The following is an 18,160-nucleotide window of genomic DNA, read 5'->3' on the forward strand; positions in this document are numbered from 1 at the left end:
ACTGAAAAATAACAAAAAAAATTTTTGCCTATTTTGACATAAAATGTAGAGTGATTATATTAACCAACTATTGGCGAATTTCATCATGAGTGAGCAATTAGATAACCTGTTGGGCGAAGCCAACTCTTTTGTTGAAGTGCTGGAGCAAGTTTCTGGGCTGGCAAAACTGAATAAGCCCGTATTGGTGATTGGTGAGCGCGGAACCGGCAAAGAGCTGATTGCCCATCGCCTCCACTATCTATCTGAGCGCTGGCAAGGGCCGTTCATCTCCCTGAACTGCGCGGCGCTGAATGAAAATCTACTTGATTCGGAACTATTTGGCCATGAGGCTGGTGCCTTTACCGGTGCGCAAAAACGCCATCTGGGCCGCTTTGAGCGGGCTGACGGCGGGACACTGTTTTTGGACGAACTGGCAACCGCGCCCATGCTGGTGCAGGAGAAATTATTGCGGGTCATTGAGTATGGGCATCTGGAGCGGGTTGGCGGGAGCCAGCCGTTGCAGGTGGATGTGCGGCTGGTGTGTGCCACCAATGACAATTTACCCGCGTTAGCCGCGGCCGGTAAATTTCGCGCCGACTTGCTGGATCGTCTGGCTTTTGATGTGGTGCAACTGCCGCCGTTACGTGAGCGCCAGCAAGATATTATGCTATTGGCTGAGCATTTTGCTATCCAGATGTGCCGAGAGCTGGGTTTACCGCTTTTTCCCGGTTTTACGCCGCTGGCGCAAGCGCAATTGCTGGCCTATCACTGGCCGGGCAATGTGCGTGAACTGAAGAATGTGGTGGAGCGCTCGGTGTATCGCCATGGCGACAGCATTCAGCCGCTGGATAATATTATTATCAACCCCTTCGCCGCCCGGCAGAGTGCTGATAGTGGTATTGCCGTGGCTCCTGATAGCGAAACCTCAAGCCCCCTCCCGGCACTCCCCATCGACCTTAAGCAGTGGCTGCATAACCGTGAGCAGCAGATGTTAAAGCACGCATTAGAGCAGGCGCGATTTAATCAGCGCAAGGCGGCGAGTTTACTGGGGCTAACTTATCATCAGTTACGCGGCATGTTGAAAAAACACGCGATCTTAACTGGAGAGTGAGTTGGGGAGTGACTTGTGGGCGCGAGTGCCGCTAACACCGCTGCCGCGCCAAGAACGCAGGGTAAAAAAAAAGCCAGCACCCGAGCTGGCTTAAAAACACTGGAAGCAATGTGAGCAATGTCGTGCTTTCCTGTCAAAAGCCTAAAACTATTGGCTTTATCCCGAAGAGCAAACGAATGATAATAGTTATCAATAGCAGTTGCAAATGGTTTATTGAGAATTTTTCTCATTACCACACTGATTATGATGGAATTATCATCAATTGCTGCAACAACCAGCAGACGGCGCAGTTGTTTTGCTCAATGGATTGGGAGCGGTGCCAGATTACGGTACACTGAGAGTATTGCTTACTTACTGCGAAGCGTTTATGCGTGCTTTACTCATTTGGATGTTGTCGCTGGCCTGCCTTGCGACCCCAGCGCTGGCGCAGTCTGCTCCGGCGGCCTTAGCTGATCAACCGCTGCCAGATATCCGCCAGCGTGGATTTGTCTATTGCGTCAGTGGGATACTAAATACCTTTAATCCGCAGATGGCCAGTAGCGGATTAACCATCGATACACTGGCGGCACAACTCTATGACCGCCTGTTGGATGTCGACCCCTACACCTATCGGCTGATCCCTGAGTTAGCCGAAAGCTGGCAAGTGCTGGATAACGGAGCAACTTACCGCTTTCATTTACGTAAAGATGTGCCGTTCCAGACCACTGATTGGTTTACCCCCACTCGGATGATGAACGCCGATGACGTGATATTCAGTTTCCAGCGGGTACTTGACTCCCAGCACCCCTACCATGGCGTTAATGGCGGCGAATATCCCTATTTCGATAGCCTGCAATTTGCTGACGCGGTGCAGAGTGTCAAAAAGCTGGATGACTACACCGTTGAATTTAAGCTAAAAGCCCCGGATGCCTCATTCCTCTGGCATTTGGCGACCCACTATGCACCGGTGCTCTCTGCCGAGTATGCCGATGTGCTGACCCAAAAAGGTCGCCAGGAGCAGATCGACCGCGAACCCGTGGGAACAGGCCCCTTCTTGTTAAACGAATATCGGTCTGGGCAATATATCCGCCTGTTCCGTAACAGTGACTACTGGAAAGGCTTACCGCGTATGCCGCAGGTGGTTATCGATCTGGGGGCCGGTGGCACTGGCCGCTTATCCAAGTTGCTGACCGGTGAGTGTGATGTGTTGGCCTATCCCGCCGCCAGTCAACTGTCCATTCTGCGCGATGACCCTCGCCTGCGCCTGACCCTGCGCCCAGGGATGAATGTGGCCTATTTGGCGTTCAATACCCGTAAACCGCCGCTCAATGATCAGCGGGTGCGGCAGGCGATTGCTTTATCGATTAACAACCAACGATTGATGCAATCAATTTATTACGGCACCGCAGAAACTGCCGCCTCTATTTTGCCTCGTGCATCATGGGCTTATGATAATCAGGCGCAGGTGACCGAATATAATCCGGAAAAAGCCAAAACGATCCTAAAAGAGTTAGGGTTAAGCAAATTGCAGCTCAATTTGTGGGTGCCGACGGCATCGCAATCCTATAATCCCAGCCCGTTGAAGACCGCAGAGCTGATTCAGGCGGATCTGGCGCAAGTGGGCATCACGGTCAATATCGTGCCGGTTGAAGGCCGCTTTCAGGAAGCCCGCCTAATGGAGATGAACCACGATCTGACCCTCTCCGGCTGGTCAACCGACAGTAACGACCCGGACAGTTTCTTCCGCCCACTGTTGAGCTGTGCAGCAATTCGTTCGCAAACAAACTATGCTCACTGGTGTGACCCACAGTTTGATGAATTACTGCAAAAAGCACTACGCTCTCAGCAACTGTCGTCGCGTATTGAATATTATCAGCAGGCTCAGCGTATTCTGGAGCAGCAACTGCCGCTGCTGCCGTTAGCTTCATCGCTGCGGCTACAGGCTTACCGTCATGATATCAAAGGGTTGGTATTAAGCCCGTTTGGCAATTCATCTTTTGCTGGCGTGTTCCGTGAGAGCGAAGAGGGCAAAAAACCATGATTATCTTCACCTTACGGCGACTATTACTGCTAGTGATAACCCTGTTTATGTTATCACTGGTCAGTTTTAGCCTGAGCTATTTCACCCCTCATGCGCCGTTAAATGGTGTGGCACTGCTGGATGCCTATCGTTTCTACTTCAGCAGCCTGATTCAGTGGGATTTCGGCGTCTCCAGCATTAACGGTCAACCGATTAGCGAGCAGTTACGCGAGGCCTTCCCCGCCACCATGGAGCTATGTGTTCTGGCCTTTTCACTGGCGCTATTTATCGGCATTCCGCTGGGGATAATTGCTGGCGTGATGCGCGGTAAATGGGCCGATATCGCCATCAGCTCCGTCGCCTTGGTGGGTTTTTCAATCCCGGTGTTCTGGCTGGCGCTGCTGCTTATGCTGTTCTTTTCGCTGCATTTAGGCTGGCTGCCGGTTTCCGGCCGTTATGATCTATTGTATCAGGTGAAACCGGTCACCGGGCTGGCCTTGGTCGATGCCTGGCTCTCGCCCTCGCCATATCGTGAAGAGATGATGCTCAGTGCAATTCAGCATATGATCTTGCCCATCACCGCGCTGGCGGTTGCCCCGACCACCGAGGTTATTCGCCTGATGCGCACCAGTACCGATGATGTGATCGGGCAAAACTACATTAAGGCGGCGGCGACCCGTGGCTTATCCCGTTTCACTATTATTCGTCGCCATGTGCTGCATAATGCCTTGCCGCCGATCATTCCAAAACTGGGGTTGCAGTTCTCAACCATGCTGACGCTGGCGATGATCACCGAGGTGGTGTTTAACTGGCCGGGATTGGGTCGTTGGCTGATTAATGCCATTCGTCAGCAAGATTACGCCGCAATATCCGCAGGTGTAATGGTCGTCGGTTCGCTGGTCATCGTCATTAACGTGCTGTCCGATATTGTCGGCGCGATGATGACGCCGTTAAAGCATAAGGAGTGGTATGCCCTTCGATAATGTCTACCGCGAAAAGAAAATGCCCAGCCCGTTGCTGTATACCTGGCGGCTTTTCTATGGGGATGCCTTGGCAATGGTCGGTTTCTACGGTGTGCTGGCCTTACTGCTACTCTGCCTGCTGGGCAGCACCCTCGCCCCCTATGCCCTTGACCAACAGTTTCTCGGCTACCAATTGCTCCCGCCCTCCTGGTCACGCTACGGCAACGTCTCATTCTTCCTCGGCACCGACGATCTGGGCCGCGATATTTTAAGCCGCTTATTGGCCGGTGCTGCCTCCACCTATGGCTCCGCGTTGTTGGTGACACTGGCGGCAGCACTGTGTGGTGTGGTTCTCGGGGTCTTTGCGGGTATCACCCATGGTTTTCGCTCAGCCATTCTTAATCATGTGCTGGATACCTTGCTCTCTATTCCATCACTGCTGTTGGCGATTATTGTGGTCGCCTTTGTTGGCCCCAGTTTAGAACATGCAATGTTCGCGGTCTGGCTGGCCCTGTTGCCCCGAATGGTTCGCACCATTTATAGCGCCGTGCATGATGAGTTGGATAAAGAGTATGTGATTGCCGCCCGTCTGGATGGCGCATCCACCCCCCATATTCTGGCTTATGCCATCCTCCCCAATATTGCGGCGGTGTTAGTCACGGAGTTTACCCGCGCCCTGTCGATGGCAATTTTGGATATTGCGGCATTAGGTTTTCTGGATTTGGGGGCGCAACTGCCCTCGCCAGAGTGGGGAGCTATGCTGGGGGACTCGCTGGATCTGGTCTATGTCGCCCCCTGGACTGTGATGCTACCGGGTGCGGCCATTCTCATTAGCGTGCTGCTGGTGAATCTATTAGGTGATGGTATGCGTCGTGCAATTAATGCAGGGGTGGAGTAATGCCGTTACTTGATATTCGTAACCTCACCATCGAGTTTATGACCTCCGAGGGGATGGTGAAAGCGGTTGACCGCATCAGTATTACCCTGACCGAAGGTGAAGTGCGGGGTCTGGTGGGAGAGTCTGGCTCGGGCAAGAGTTTGATTGCCAAGGCTATCTGCGGCGTCAGTAAAGATAACTGGCGGATCACCGCTGACCGTTTTCGCTTCGATGATATCGATCTACTGCAACTGACGCCACGTCAGCGACGTAAGGTGATCGGCCATAATATTTCGATGATTTTCCAGGAGCCGCAATCTTGTCTCGACCCCTCAGAAAGCATTGGCCAACAGCTGATCCAGGCCATTCCCGGCTGGACTTACAAAGGCCGCTGGTGGCAGCGTTTTCATTGGCGCAAACGGCGGGCGATAGAGCTACTGCACCGCGTGGGGATCAAAGACCACAAAGACATTATGCGCAGCTACCCCTATGAGCTGACAGAGGGCGAATGCCAGAAGGTGATGATTGCTATCGCTCTGGCGAATCAGCCACGGCTGCTGATTGCCGATGAGCCGACCAATGCGATGGAGCCTACCACTCAGGCGCAGATTTTCCGCCTACTGGCGCGGTTGAATCAGAATAACAACACCACAATTTTGCTGATCAGCCATGATTTACAAATGATGAGTAAGTGGGCCAATCGGGTTAACGTGCTCTATTGCGGTCAAACCGTGGAGAGTGCCGTTTGTGAGGATCTGCTGGCGACCCCCCACCACCCTTATACTCAGGCGCTCATTCGCTCGATGCCCGACTTTGGTCGTTCGCTGCCACACAAAAGCCGCCTGAATACATTACCGGGAGCCATTCCGTCGCTGGAACATTTGCCCATCGGCTGCCGCCTCGGGCCGCGCTGCCCTTATGCGCAGAAAACCTGCATTGAAACTCCGCGCCTGCGCTTGGTCAAAAACCACGCCTTTGCCTGCCACTTCCCCTTAAATCTGGAGGAGCAATAATGGCCGAGACACTGCTCGAAGTCCGTAACCTGAGCAAGACCTTCCGCTATCGTACCGGGCTATTTCGCCGTCAGCATGTCGAGGCGGTGAAGTCAGTCAGCTTTACCTTACGTGAAGGTCAGACACTGGCGGTCATTGGTGAAAATGGCTCAGGTAAATCCACCTTAGCGAAAATGCTATCGGGCATGATTGAGCCTACGGAGGGTGAGCTGCTGATTGACGACCACCGTTTGGTCTATGGTGACTATGGTTACCGCAGTCAACGTATCCGCATGATTTTCCAGGACCCGAGCACCTCACTGAACCCGCGTCAGCGCGTCGGGCAACTGCTGGATGCGCCGCTAAAACTGAACACCGATTTGGATGCCGTCGCCCGCGAGCAGCGCATCTATCAGACTCTGCGGCAGGTGGGGCTACTGCCTGATCACGCGAACTACTACCCTCATATGTTGGCCTCTGGTCAGAAGCAGCGTATTGCCCTGGCGCGCGCGCTTATTTTGCAGCCGAAAGTGATTGTTGCCGATGAAGCACTGGCCGCACTGGATATGTCCATGCGCTCACAGATTATTAATCTGATGCTGGAACTTCAGGACAAGCACGGCATAGCTTATATCTATGTTACCCAGCACTTAGGCATGATGAAACATATCAGTGATCAGGTGATTGTGATGCATGAGGGCGAAGTGGTGGAGCGCGGTAGTACGGCTGAAGTGCTGGCGTCCCCGCTGCATGATCTGACTAAGCGCCTGATCTCTAGCCATTTTGGTGAGGCATTAACCGCGGATGCCTGGCGGCGGGATGTGGGTCATTTTTAATATTGCCAGTTTTAGTATCCCCCAGTTTTAATACCCCCAGGCGGCTGGATATCGGCATCCAGCCGCCTGCTATTGCTAGCCGCCTTATCTCTTTAGCCAATTATTGACTAACGTAATATCATTTTTGTTATATATAATAATATGTTATTACTTTTAGTTATGGATTATGGCTTAACATTATTTTATCTCGCCAACTCAATCAGCAATGATATCCACTGTGCTCATGCCATAAAACAACAGGATATTTTGCCGATGTGGATACCTACCCCTTTGCTCTGCTGCCGATCCGCTACCGCCCTTGCCGCCATTTATTTGATCCCGCTAGCTCAACCGGCGCTGTTTAACCCCCACTCATCCTTAATGCTGGCACGTTGCTGTCTCTAACGGAGGTCATTATGGTGCACACTCGCCAACCGGATAATGCTCATTGGTATCACGAAACTCAACGTAGCGGCACTCTGGAGAGGGTTGTGACGCAAGTGAGTGATAGAAGTGACGGCGTCACAAAAGCTGATATGAGTCACTCGCACAACAGCGAACACCATGCTGAACCAGGTATTTTCCTGCTCGGGGTAGACGACGGAATTCCCGCCGCACTCGCGGAGAGCTTACAGCGCCATGCCGGCGTTTTATCTGCCTCAGATGCCCTCTATCAGCTGCTCTTCCCGCCAATTGTCGAGCTAAACCACGAAAATCGCCTTTCACTGTATGACCGCTTAAGTAGCGCATTAACTGTCGCACAGGTGACGGGGGTTCAGCGGCTATGCAGCCACTATGCCGAGCGGCTTACCCCACTCTCCAGCCCGGATGCCTCGCGGGAAAGCAATATGCGGCTGACCCAGATAACCCAATATGCTCGCCAGCTCGCCAGTCAGCCGACGTTGATCGACCAACATGCACTACAGCAACTGTCTGAGGTTGGGTTAACCACAGCCGATATCATTGTTTTATCACAGATTATTGGTTTTGTTGGCTATCAAGCCCGAGTGGTGGCCGGACTTTCTGCCTTAGCCGGTTATCCCACCGTTATGCTTCCTGGTTTCCCACGGATGGAAGATGCCAGTGCAGATTTAATTCCGGCAACAGTACCGCAATGGCAAGGCTGGCTGCCGTCGTTGACCGCAAATGATGACAGCGCCACTGAGTCATCGTCAGATGAAACGCCGATCACCTTACATGATCTGCTGGAACGCAACTCCCAAAGTTTGCCCGCCTACCGAGAGATAACTCAGCAGTCAGCGCCGCCGCAGATACCCGCAGATTGGCTCGCACTGGTGGCGCTGGTTTCAGCGCGCATCAATGGCAGCATTTACTGCCAGGCTCAGCATAAGCAGCAGTTAGCCATCTATGCATCAATCAATGACTCATTGATAATCAGCGCATTAATCACTGGGGTGGATAGCGCACTGGCAATTGAGCCAACTGAGCAGATGACCCACTCGCTGATTGATCTCTCCGCTCAATTAACCCGGTCACCGGAATGTTTTAGCCATCAATCTATTCATCCGCTACTCGCTCTGGGGGTCAATTATCACCAATTACTGGGGATTATCATCACCACCGCCAGCGCTGGCTGGACCAACCGTTTACGCCAAGCTTTGGGGCAGACAGTTTAAGGGCCACTGCCAATGAGTCGCGCTGGAGAACAAATAAGCGGGCAAATCATCTGTTGGCAGACTATTTCGGGATATCTGTACCTGAAGGTATTGATATCCCGCGTCGACGCTCTATCGCCCATCAATCAGCCCCTGTTATGCCAGCCCCCTCCTTTTTCAAGCAAAAAAACTTACACCACCCGCCGATCCTTTCTCAGTTGATCTAATAACCAAGGTGTTTGGCTGATTAACATTTAAGCGCCATTTGGATAATTTCAGATAACTCCCAGTATGCATAATATTGATTTGGTCATTCACATTACGATAACCATTTTCACCATAAATCACATTAATAGCAGAATATATCACTAAATAAATTAAGCTCAGCTTTTAATCAAAACAAAAAATCGCCAAATCACCAAAACATAAACGTTAATACTGCATAACATTTGTAACATGGCGATATTGCACTGCGAGAGAGATATGTAACAGAATATGACAAAAGCCTTGTCTCGTTGACAAAGATAGTGAACATTAACCGCCGCTAAACATCTTATAACAACGCAAAAGGATGCCGGTTCACGCATTCACTTTTGTCTCTTCTGTCATTTATGGCAGGGAGTAAAACACAGAGGTCCCAGTGTCAACAGCAAACAACAGTCAACAACCACCAAGTAGCGAACAACCTGAAAAGATCAGCATGAATGCTTTCAAGCAGCCGAAAGCATTTTACCTGATCTTCTCCATTGAGCTTTGGGAGCGCTTTGGTTATTACGGCCTGCAAGGGATCATGGCCGTCTATCTGGTAAAAATGCTCGGGATGAGCGAAGCCGACTCCATCACCTTATTCTCCTCCTTCAGTGCACTGGTCTATGGCTTCGTGGCCATTGGCGGCTGGTTAGGTGATAAAGTTCTCGGGGCAAAACGGGTCATTGTGCTCGGCGCACTGATTCTGGCGGTGGGTTATGCCATGATTGCCTACTCCGGACATGATATTTTCTGGGTTTATCTGGGCATGGCAACCATTGCGGTCGGTAATGGTTTGTTTAAAGCTAACCCCTCCTCTCTACTCTCAACCTGCTATAACAAAGACGACCCACGTTTGGACGGTGCATTTACCATGTACTATATGTCCATCAATATCGGTTCGTTCTTCTCTATGTTGGCAACCCCATGGTTAGCGGCTAGATATGGTTGGAGTGTGGCGTTTTCACTGAGTGTTGTGGGTATGTTGATCACCTTGGTGAACTTCTGGTTCTGCCGTAAGTGGGTCAAAAACCAGGGTTCTAAACCTGACTTCGCACCCCTGCAGTTTAAAAAATTGCTGCTGGTATTGGTGGGGATTATCGCACTGATCACCCTGTCTAACTGGTTGCTGCACAACCAAATTATTGCACGCTGGGCATTAGCACTGATCTCTGTAGGGATTGTTTGTATCTTTGCCAAAGAGACATTCTCACTGCACGGCACCGCTCGTCGTAGAATGATTGTGGCGTTTCTGTTGATGCTGGAAGCGGTGGTGTTCTTCGTGCTCTACAGCCAAATGCCAACATCACTGAACTTCTTTGCTATCCATAACGTTGAGCACGCCATCTTCGGTATTGCTTTCGAGCCGGAGCAGTATCAGGCACTGAACCCATTCTGGATCATGGTTGCTAGCCCCATTTTGGCGGCAGTCTATAACAAGATGGGTGACCGTCTGCCCATGCCACATAAGTTTGCGTTCGGTATGGTGCTCTGCTCCGCCGCCTTCCTGGTACTGCCATGGGGTGCCAGCATGGCGAATGAACACGGTATTATGTCAGTCAATTGGTTGATCCTGAGCTACGCGCTGCAAAGTGTCGGTGAGTTGATGATTTCCGGCTTGGGTCTGGCGATGGTTGCGCAGTTAGTGCCTCAGCGTTTGATGGGCTTCATCATGGGTTCATGGTTCCTGACCACGGCAGCGGCAGCACTGATCGCCGGTAAAGTGGCCGCATTGACCGCAGTACCCGCTGAAATCAATGACGCCCATGCATCACTGGCAATCTATAGCCATGTGTTTATGCAGATTGGTATCGTCACTGCTATCATCGCGATTTTGATGATGCTGACAGCACCAAAACTGTATCGCATGACTTTAGCACCAACAGACAGTAAAAAAGCGGCACCAGCAGCATAGCTGACGGGCTAACGCAATACGCGCTTTCGGGCGCGTTTTGCGTCACTCACTCAAACTCAATTAGCTGACCATACCGCCAACTGATAACCATCTGGATCAGTAAAATGGAAACGGCGGCCCCCTGGGAAAGCAAAGATCGGCACTATGATAGTGGCCCCAGCCTGTTCCAGACGTTTTTGTGTCTGTTCAAGATTATCTGCATACAGGATCACCAGCGGCCCACCATTGGGCTGAACTACACTTAAGGTGGTGAAGCCGCCCGTCAACCGACCATCAGTAAACTCACAATACCCCGGCCCGTAATCGGTAAAACGCCAATTGAAAACCTTGCCATAGAAATCCTTCGATTTAGCAATATCACTCACCGCAAACTCTATGTTGTCGATCCGACTATCATTTCCTTGAGTACCCATTACCTGCTCCTGATCTTATTTATTAATTTACTCATTTATTTAACCATTTGTTGAAGCGATAGACACTAGCCATCTGATCAATGCTACTGCCGCCACCCCATTTTCGCTCAAAAAACAAACTATACTGATCTTAGGCCGCACAGCGTTAACTGCATCCTAATGATAGATGAAGATGAAATGAGTCTGTTATTAGCGGCCAATAGCGGGCAAGGAGGTGATATATGATCAACCATGTTTGGGGGCTTCTAACCCACCCCAGTCAGGAATTGCAGCAAATCAAACGTGAGGGTGAAAGTGTCCGGCACCTTTATGCCCATCACGTCCTGCTGATGGCCGCCATTCCGGTGGTTTGCGCCTTTATCGGCACCACCCAGGTGGGCTGGAGCTTTGGTGATGGCCAGGTGATAAAACTGACGCCCTTTACTGCCCTCTATTCCGCCATTATTTTCTATGGGTTAATTCTGGCAGCCGTCGCCTTGATGGGACGCGTCATTTACTGGATGGCCCGCCGCTATGCCAGCCGCCCGAGCTGGCAAAGTTGCACCCTGTTCGCCGGTTATGCCGCCACGCCGATGTTTTTAGCCGGCGTCGTCGCCCTCTACCCTATTATCTGGTTATGCTTATTCGTTGGGATTGTCGCCCTATGCTACGCCGGCTACCTGATGTATTTGGGAATACCGACCTTCCTGAATATCGATCGCCGGGAAGGGTTTATCTTTTCTGGCTCCACATTCGCCATTGGTGTGCTGGTCTTAGAGTTATTGCTGGGTCTGACAGTGCTGCTGTGGGGATACGGTTCGCGATTGTTGTAATAAAAAACCGGTGCTGCTGCCACCGCTCTCGGTATTTTTTGCCGAGGCGGTGCCTCAGAGCGGAGGTAGGCTGCATTTATTCGCCCGGTTTGTCATGATTCTCGAGCTTTACAGCTTCTAACAGGCTTTTATCGTGATTAATGTCGCCCAGATCGCAATCTCTTACATCCCCACGCAGGATAAGGTTGTACACTGAGTAGGACTGATGCAAATAAGGCGAAAAAAATGAAAAAGCTGACATTAAAAGAGATGACTGAAATTGAGCAACGTGATGTCAAAACGCAACTCGACAGAGCCAGAATAAATTTAGGAAGAGCATTAACCAATTCAGAACAGAATAAAATCAAAGACGAAGCAATAGAAAAAATCATGAACGCCCGAGAACAAATCGCCAAGTTAACTCGCGTAGAAAGAAAAACCAAAAAAACTGCACCAAGTACCACCACCTTTAGCTGGTCCGCATCAATCAGCACTCGTCCACCACGGTAATTAATTTCCACTGCTGCATAATCAGTGGCAAAGATAACCTACAGCGGCCAGTATTCACCGCTGTAGGGCAAGGAATCACCGCTTGCATAACCACTTATTCCTCAGGTAGTTATCTATTTCCCTCACAATTATCTTACACCGCTAGCTGCATTTTTTTCTCACCTGCCTTAGGATAAGGAAGCTCGTTTCTTTTAGTGCTCTATTAAGGAGTTTGTGATGAAATTGTTCTATAAACCCAGTGCCTGCTCTTTGTCTCCACATATTGTATTACGTGAAGCGGGGTTAGACTTCAGTATTGAGAGTGTCGATCTGGCAACCAAAATCACTGAAACGGGTCAAGACTATTTAAGCATCAATCCAAAAGGACAAGTCCCGGCGCTAATATTGGATGATGGTAGCTTGCTCACCGAAGGGGTTGCTATCGTGCAATATCTGGCAGATAAAGTGCCCGATCGCCAGCTTATCGCCCCTGCCGGCACCCTCTCCCGCTATCATGCTATTGAGTGGTTAAATTTCGTGGCGACTGAATTACATAAAGGTTTCAGTCCACTGTTTAACCCGAAAACACCACCAGAGTATAAAGTGATCGCCAGCGAGCGGCTGGATAAACAATTCAGCTATGTCGATAGTGTGTTAGCGCATCATGATTATCTGCTAGGGAAAAAATTCAGTGTCGCCGACGCCTATCTATTTACCGTCACTCGTTGGGCTAACGCGCTGAATATTGAGATTAAGCAACGTAGTCATTTAGATGCCTATATGGCTCGTGTTGCAGAGCGCCCAGCAGTAAAAGCCGCGCTGGCAGCTGAAGATATCAAGAAATAATAGATTAACTGATGAGTTGATTAGAGTGCCCCTGCTGTCAGGGGCATTTTTTATCGCGGATAAGCTGATTATAGCGAATTATTGGCCGACTCTAACCGCGCTAAACTGGCAGGTAGGATTAACAATCTCATCTTGTGCCGCCACCACTTGAAGTTCGTACTCACCCATAGCCTGGGTTTTCAGCATCACTTCATAAACCGCCGCAGTCACGTGTTCCAATGCTTTATCCAGCGCTGCGCCTTTTAGCAGATTTACCAGTAACAGACCACTGGTTAAATCACCCACGCCGACCGGTTGGCGCGTGCCGAAGTCCACCAGCGGACGGCTAATGTGCCATGCTTCTTCAGCCGTCACTAATAACATCTCAAAGCAGTCAGCATGATAACCCGCACGGCTCAAGTGCTTGACCAACACCACTTTTGGCCCTTTGGCACAGAGATCACGGGCCACATTGACGGCTTGCTCAACACTCTCAACCCGCACACCGCTGAGTTGCTCCAGCTCAAGCAAGTTAGGCGCAATAATATCACTGGCAGGCAGCGCCTCTTTACAGAAGAATTCGGCCACGCCAGGTGCCACGATACAACCCTTTTCAGGATGCCCCATCACCGGATCACAAAAATACCAGGCCGCAGGATTGGCTTGTTTTACCCGCGCAACCGCCGCCAAAATATGGCCACCCTGCTCCGGTGAGCCAATATAACCGCTCAATACCGCATCACAATCTTTGAGCCGATCAATATCGGCGATGCCCTGGACTATTTCTGTCAGGTGACTGGCAGGCATGACACAACCGGTCCAGTGACCATATTGCGTATGATTTGAGAACTGGACAGTATTTAGCGGCCAAACATTAACCCCCATCCGGCGCATCGGAAATTCAGCGGCACTATTGCCAGCATGGCCAAAAACAACATGTGACTGAATCGAAAGTATATTTTTCATTGGTACAGCCTAAAAGTGAGCGACGAAAACGTTAGCAACTAAAATATAAGCAAAAAAATAAGGGACATCTCTGCCCCTTACTCTATTTCACCCTTATAACCAACTAATCAGGCAATAATGTTTTTTGCCACGACGCAGTAAGGTGTAGCGCCCAAACAGGCGGTCAGCATCCGTAAAGAGGTACTCCGGATCGGCCTGTTTCTCACCATTAATCGCCACCGCGTTAGAGTTAATCATGGTGCGCGCCTGGCCGCGAGAGGGAACCAATTCAGCATTCACCAGCGCCTGCTGCAAATCAGCATCGCGGGTCAACTCAATAGTTGGCATCCCATCTTGTGCTAACTGGGCAAAGTCCGCTTGCGTCATCTCATTCAAATCACCGGAGAACAAGCTGTCAGTAATACGTTTTGCCGCCGCCAAACCTTCCGCGCCATGCACCATAGCGGTAACATTTTCTGCCAGCACGTATTGGGCGCGCGGGGCTTTGCCGCTGTTTTTGTCCTCCTCTTCCAGCGCATTTATCTCTTCTAAGCTCATGAAAGTGAAGAATTTCAGGAAGCGGTAAACATCAGCATCGGCGGTATTTATCCAGAACTGGTAGAATTTGTAAGGGCTGGTTTTCTTTGGATCAAGCCACACTGCGCCGCCTTCGGTTTTACCGAACTTGGTGCCATCAGCTTTAGTGATCAATGGCACGGTCAGACCGTAAACCTGCTGCTGATGAAGGCGACGGGTTAAATCGATACCCGAGGTAATGTTACCCCACTGATCAGAACCACCGATTTGTAATGCCACGCCGTGGGCTTTGTTTAGGCAAGCGAAATCATAAGCCTGCAACAAGTTATAGGAGAATTCAGTAAACGAAATGCCGCTATCATCGCGATTCAGGCGCTGCTTAACCGCTTCTTTATTGATCATCTGATTAACGGAGAAGTGCTTGCCGATATCCCGCAGGAAAGTCAGCACATTCATGCCGCCAAACCAGTCGTAGTTGTTGGCGGCAATGGCGCTGTTTTCACCACAATCAAAATCGAGGAATGGCGATACCTGACGGCGGATCTTCTCAACCCACTCGTTAACAGTATCTTCGGTGTTGAGTTTGCGCTCACTGGCTTTGAAACTCGGGTCACCAATCATGCCGGTGGCGCCACCTACCAATGCCACTGGGCGGTGACCTGCCAACTGGAATCGCTTCAAGCATAACAACGGAACCAGATGACCCAAATGCAAGCTGTCCGCGGTAGGATCGAAACCGCAATAGAGTGAAATTGGCCCTTGCGCCAGTCTCTCTGCTAACGCCTCTTCATCCGTCACCTGGGCAACGAGGCCCCGCTCTTGCAATTGCTTAATCAGGTTGCTGCTGGTCATCAATGACTCCATTGTCTTTTACAAAAAATTGTCTTTTACAAAAAATGTCTTTTACGATGTAAAGATGATTTATACCCAAAGAACCTGGCATTGCAGGTAGGCAGCAAGCGAACACCCCTGCGGCTTCAAGTACGAAGGGTATAGAATAAAGCGCCCGCCGCACGAGCGCTAGGCTTAACCACAATTATTTCATCGTGCTCAAGGGGCTAAACGGTCAATTTTCCAGCCAGCGGCTTCCCGTTGATAGATAAAACGGTCATGCAGACGATGTTCGCCGCCTTGCCAGAACTCAACAGAGTCAAATTTAACGCGAAAGCCCCCCCAGAAACTGGGTAATGGCACATCACCTTGCTGGAATTTCTGTTTTAATTCCAGAAACTTACTTTCCAGTACACCGCGGGCAGAGATGCGAGAGGATTGCTGAGAGACCCAAGCGCCAATCTGGCTATCTTTCGGGCGGGAATTAAAATATTTGAGCACTTCAAGGGTGGAAAGCCGCTCGGCTTTACCGAGGAAAATGACCTGTCTGTCCAGCATATGCCAGGGGAATAGCAAACTGATATGTGGATTTTCAGCCAATTGCTGCGCTTTGCGGCTACCTAAATTGGTGTAGAACACCATGCCCTGCTCATCATAGTGCTTCAACAGCACAATGCGCTGATAGGGTTGGCCATTGGCATCCACCGTTGCCACACACATGGCGGTCGGATCAGGCAGTCGAGCCTCACACGCCTGTTTGAGCCAGCGCTCAAACAGCGCCAGTGGTTGTTCAGTTAAATCACTGCGGCGCAGTCCGCCGCGAATATATTCACGACGTAAATCTGCAACATCAAAATTGTCAGTCATATAAGCTCTGTATCGCGCAGGAAAGCAGTGATGATTATTCTGCCCTTGTGGCACCATAATCACAATCACCCTGAGCCAGTAACCACCTGATGACTTGATCAAAACAGTGATTTTATCAACACAGTTATTTTATCAACATGCAGTCATCGATAATGATTTTGTCATCGCGCTCAATAAATGCACTATTGCCTTTTGACCAGAAGGTATAGCGGCCATCACTATATTTAGTGCCGGAAGCGGCGCGCACTTGCCCCAAGGTGAGCTGTTCTCCATCTAGAATCAGGCTGACTTTATCGTGTTGGTTATCTTGTTTGACTGTCAGTTGGGTCGTCCCGCATTGATAGTGCAAAGTTTCATTTTTCGGTTGCACCAGGCTACACCCCGCCAGCATTAATGCGGCGGTTGTGCAGGTCACAGCCAATAAATATTTCATGATGTCACCCTCGTTGATTGGCTAAGCTGCCATGTTCAATGGAAGCTTAGCACCCTCATCGTGACGATACAGGATAGACTGCTCCTAAAATGGTCTCGCAACTGGCCCCCGTGACAGAGGGTAAATTGCCTGATTTACCGGATAGTGTCCGAAATGCCAGCCAGGCAAAGGCCAGCGCTTCCATATCGTCACCACTGACACCAAAGTCATCAGTGACACACACCTCGGTGCCCGGCAGTAAAGCGGACATGCGCGACATCACCAGTAGATTGCGCGCCCCGCCGCCACAGACCAGCAACCGCTCACAGCCGCCCGCCAATTGAACTTGTTCAGCAATGGAGAGCGCCGTTAACTCAGCCAATGTGGCTTGCACATCTTCAGGTTTGACTCCCGCCACTTTCGCTAACTGTCGGTCTAACCATCCGGCGTTGAAGTATTCACGCCCGGTGCTTTTTGGCGCGGGCTTGGCAAAATAGGGGTCGCTGTACATTAGCTCAAGCAGTGACTGATTCACCTGCCCCGACAAGGCCCAGGTGGCATCTTTGTCATAAGGTAAGGATCTGTTGCGCCAAATCCAGCTATCCATCAGCATGTTGCCCGGCCCGGTATCAAAGCCCCGCACCGGCAAATCGGGCAGCAACATGGATAAATTTGCGATGCCACCAATGTTCAACACCATGCGCCGCTCGGTGGCATGGGCTAATAGTGCATGATGGAATGCGGGAACCAATGGCGCCCCCTGCCCACCATAAGCCATATCTCGGCGGCGGAAATCCCCCACGGTGGCAACTTGAGTCAGCGCCGCAATACGGTTGTTGTCACCCAATTGCATGGTAAAGGCTGGCTCACCTAACGGCTCATGCCACACGGTTTGTCCGTGGCAACCAATCGCGGTGATATCCTGCGCTGTGAGCCCCTCTTTACTCATCAAAGCCAGCACCGCCTCAGCGAATAGCATCCCCAACTGGGCATCAAGCTTACCCACGGCTGACAAGGTGGTTGACTGCCCCTGACACATGCCAAGTATCTCTTTTTTCAACTGTTGCGGCATTGGATGGCAATAGCTAGCCTGTTGGGCCACCATGCGCTCATCAATGGCTGCCAGCACAACATCAACGCCATCCAGACTGGTTCCTGACATCACCCCAATAAAACGGCCTGATTTCATAGCAATGACCTTATTTCCCCATTGAGGAACAAAATAGCGATAAGACTTTTCTCAAGCCGAATCAGAATAATAAAATTAACACCATGAAAAGATATACTTTTTCAAGTGTATACCGCCATAGGCGCATCTCTTAAAGAATGCTTTTTATTTGCAATAAGGGTCACATAAAAGTCACTACTGCTAACACTTTCATTTATGGCAGTGATATTTCATACTTTAATAAAGTTAAACCGCCGTTTAATATTGGTTGAAGTATAAGGCGCTAAGCTGCGAACCAATCTAAGGTAGCCGAAATATTCAGCAAGTGGTCGGAAACAAGTAACTAGTGAAATAAACATTTGAGTAAGCC

At 50.4% G+C, this 18,160-nt stretch carries 17 protein-coding genes; 11 read left to right on the forward strand and 6 right to left on the reverse strand.

Annotation, left to right across the window (positions count from 1 at the left end):
- Positions 1 to 85: 85 nt before the first annotated feature.
- From pspF to dtpA, 8 genes are all read left to right on the forward strand, one after another.
- Complete coding sequence (pspF, locus tag HRK25_RS16395) at positions 86 to 1,090, forward strand: phage shock protein operon transcriptional activator (RefSeq protein WP_032896216.1); 1,005 nt, start codon at positions 86 to 88, stop codon at positions 1,088 to 1,090.
- Between the two features lie 367 nt (positions 1,091 to 1,457).
- Positions 1,458 to 3,110 (forward strand): ABC transporter substrate-binding protein SapA, encoded by a 1,653-nt coding sequence (gene sapA, locus HRK25_RS16400; RefSeq protein ID WP_099460649.1) that lies wholly within the window; start codon positions 1,458 to 1,460, stop codon positions 3,108 to 3,110.
- On the forward strand, positions 3,107 to 4,072 hold the full coding sequence (sapB, locus tag HRK25_RS16405) for a putrescine export ABC transporter permease SapB (RefSeq protein ID WP_032896214.1): 966 nt from the start codon (positions 3,107 to 3,109) through the stop codon (positions 4,070 to 4,072). Before sapA ends, sapB begins: the two co-directional genes overlap by 4 nt.
- Entirely contained in the window at positions 4,059 to 4,949 is an 891-nt protein-coding gene (gene sapC, locus HRK25_RS16410) for a putrescine export ABC transporter permease SapC (protein WP_032896212.1), read from the forward strand. The genes sapB and sapC overlap by 14 nt, the downstream gene beginning before the upstream one ends.
- Positions 4,949 to 5,941 (forward strand): putrescine export ABC transporter ATP-binding protein SapD, encoded by a 993-nt coding sequence (gene sapD / locus HRK25_RS16415; RefSeq protein ID WP_005270417.1) that lies wholly within the window; start codon positions 4,949 to 4,951, stop codon positions 5,939 to 5,941. Before sapC ends, sapD begins: the two co-directional genes overlap by 1 nt.
- Positions 5,941 to 6,756, forward strand: a complete 816-nt coding sequence (gene sapF, locus HRK25_RS16420; RefSeq protein WP_032896209.1) for a putrescine export ABC transporter ATP-binding protein SapF — start codon at positions 5,941 to 5,943, stop codon at positions 6,754 to 6,756. The genes sapD and sapF overlap by 1 nt, the downstream gene beginning before the upstream one ends.
- A gap of 395 nt (positions 6,757 to 7,151) precedes the next feature.
- Entirely contained in the window at positions 7,152 to 8,372 is a 1,221-nt protein-coding gene (locus HRK25_RS16425) for a CMD domain-containing protein (RefSeq protein ID WP_005270415.1), read from the forward strand.
- Positions 8,373 to 8,991: 619 nt separating this feature from the next.
- Positions 8,992 to 10,512 carry a dipeptide/tripeptide permease DtpA gene (gene dtpA, locus HRK25_RS16430; protein ID WP_005270413.1) on the forward strand — a complete coding sequence of 507 codons (1,521 nt, stop codon included), beginning with the start codon at positions 8,992 to 8,994 and terminating at the stop codon, positions 10,510 to 10,512.
- 56 nt (positions 10,513 to 10,568) lie between these two features.
- Here the strand turns inward: dtpA and HRK25_RS16435 are convergent, their stop codons facing one another.
- Positions 10,569 to 10,925, reverse strand: coding sequence for a VOC family protein (locus HRK25_RS16435; protein WP_005270409.1), 357 nt, complete (start codon positions 10,923 to 10,925; stop codon positions 10,569 to 10,571).
- Between the two features lie 221 nt (positions 10,926 to 11,146).
- Between HRK25_RS16435 and HRK25_RS16440 the strand changes: the two genes are divergently transcribed.
- The 3 genes from HRK25_RS16440 to gstA all read left to right on the forward strand — a co-directional run bounded on the left by HRK25_RS16440 (position 11,147) and on the right by gstA (position 13,051).
- A complete protein-coding gene (locus HRK25_RS16440) occupies positions 11,147 to 11,737 on the forward strand; it encodes a Yip1 family protein (protein WP_005270408.1) in 591 nt (196 codons plus the stop codon).
- Positions 11,738 to 11,962: 225 nt separating this feature from the next.
- Positions 11,963 to 12,226, forward strand: coding sequence for a YjbD family protein (locus HRK25_RS16445; RefSeq protein ID WP_005270407.1), 264 nt, complete (start codon positions 11,963 to 11,965; stop codon positions 12,224 to 12,226).
- Between the two features lie 216 nt (positions 12,227 to 12,442).
- Positions 12,443 to 13,051 carry a glutathione transferase GstA gene (gstA, locus tag HRK25_RS16450; RefSeq protein WP_005270404.1) on the forward strand — a complete coding sequence of 203 codons (609 nt, stop codon included), beginning with the start codon at positions 12,443 to 12,445 and terminating at the stop codon, positions 13,049 to 13,051.
- A 78-nt stretch (positions 13,052 to 13,129) separates the two neighbouring features.
- Here the strand turns inward: gstA and pdxY are convergent, their stop codons facing one another.
- The 5 genes from pdxY to anmK form a co-directional block, all read right to left on the reverse strand.
- On the reverse strand, positions 13,130 to 13,996 hold the full coding sequence (pdxY, locus tag HRK25_RS16455) for a pyridoxal kinase PdxY (protein ID WP_005270398.1): 867 nt from the start codon (positions 13,994 to 13,996) through the stop codon (positions 13,130 to 13,132).
- A 93-nt stretch (positions 13,997 to 14,089) separates the two neighbouring features.
- Positions 14,090 to 15,364: a tyrosine--tRNA ligase gene (tyrS, locus tag HRK25_RS16460; protein WP_032896208.1), complete on the reverse strand. Its 1,275-nt coding sequence runs from the start codon at positions 15,362 to 15,364 to the stop codon at positions 14,090 to 14,092.
- A gap of 198 nt (positions 15,365 to 15,562) precedes the next feature.
- Positions 15,563 to 16,210: a pyridoxamine 5'-phosphate oxidase gene (gene pdxH / locus HRK25_RS16465; RefSeq protein ID WP_032896206.1), complete on the reverse strand. Its 648-nt coding sequence runs from the start codon at positions 16,208 to 16,210 to the stop codon at positions 15,563 to 15,565.
- 124 nt (positions 16,211 to 16,334) lie between these two features.
- Positions 16,335 to 16,643 carry an MliC family protein gene (locus HRK25_RS16470; RefSeq protein WP_005270393.1) on the reverse strand — a complete coding sequence of 103 codons (309 nt, stop codon included), beginning with the start codon at positions 16,641 to 16,643 and terminating at the stop codon, positions 16,335 to 16,337.
- 55 nt (positions 16,644 to 16,698) lie between these two features.
- Positions 16,699 to 17,811, reverse strand: a complete 1,113-nt coding sequence (gene anmK, locus HRK25_RS16475) for an anhydro-N-acetylmuramic acid kinase (protein WP_005270391.1) — start codon at positions 17,809 to 17,811, stop codon at positions 16,699 to 16,701.
- Positions 17,812 to 18,160: the final 349 nt, after the last annotated feature.

Source organism: Yersinia bercovieri ATCC 43970, assembly GCF_013282745.1.
Taxonomy (GTDB): domain Bacteria; phylum Pseudomonadota; class Gammaproteobacteria; order Enterobacterales; family Enterobacteriaceae; genus Yersinia; species Yersinia bercovieri.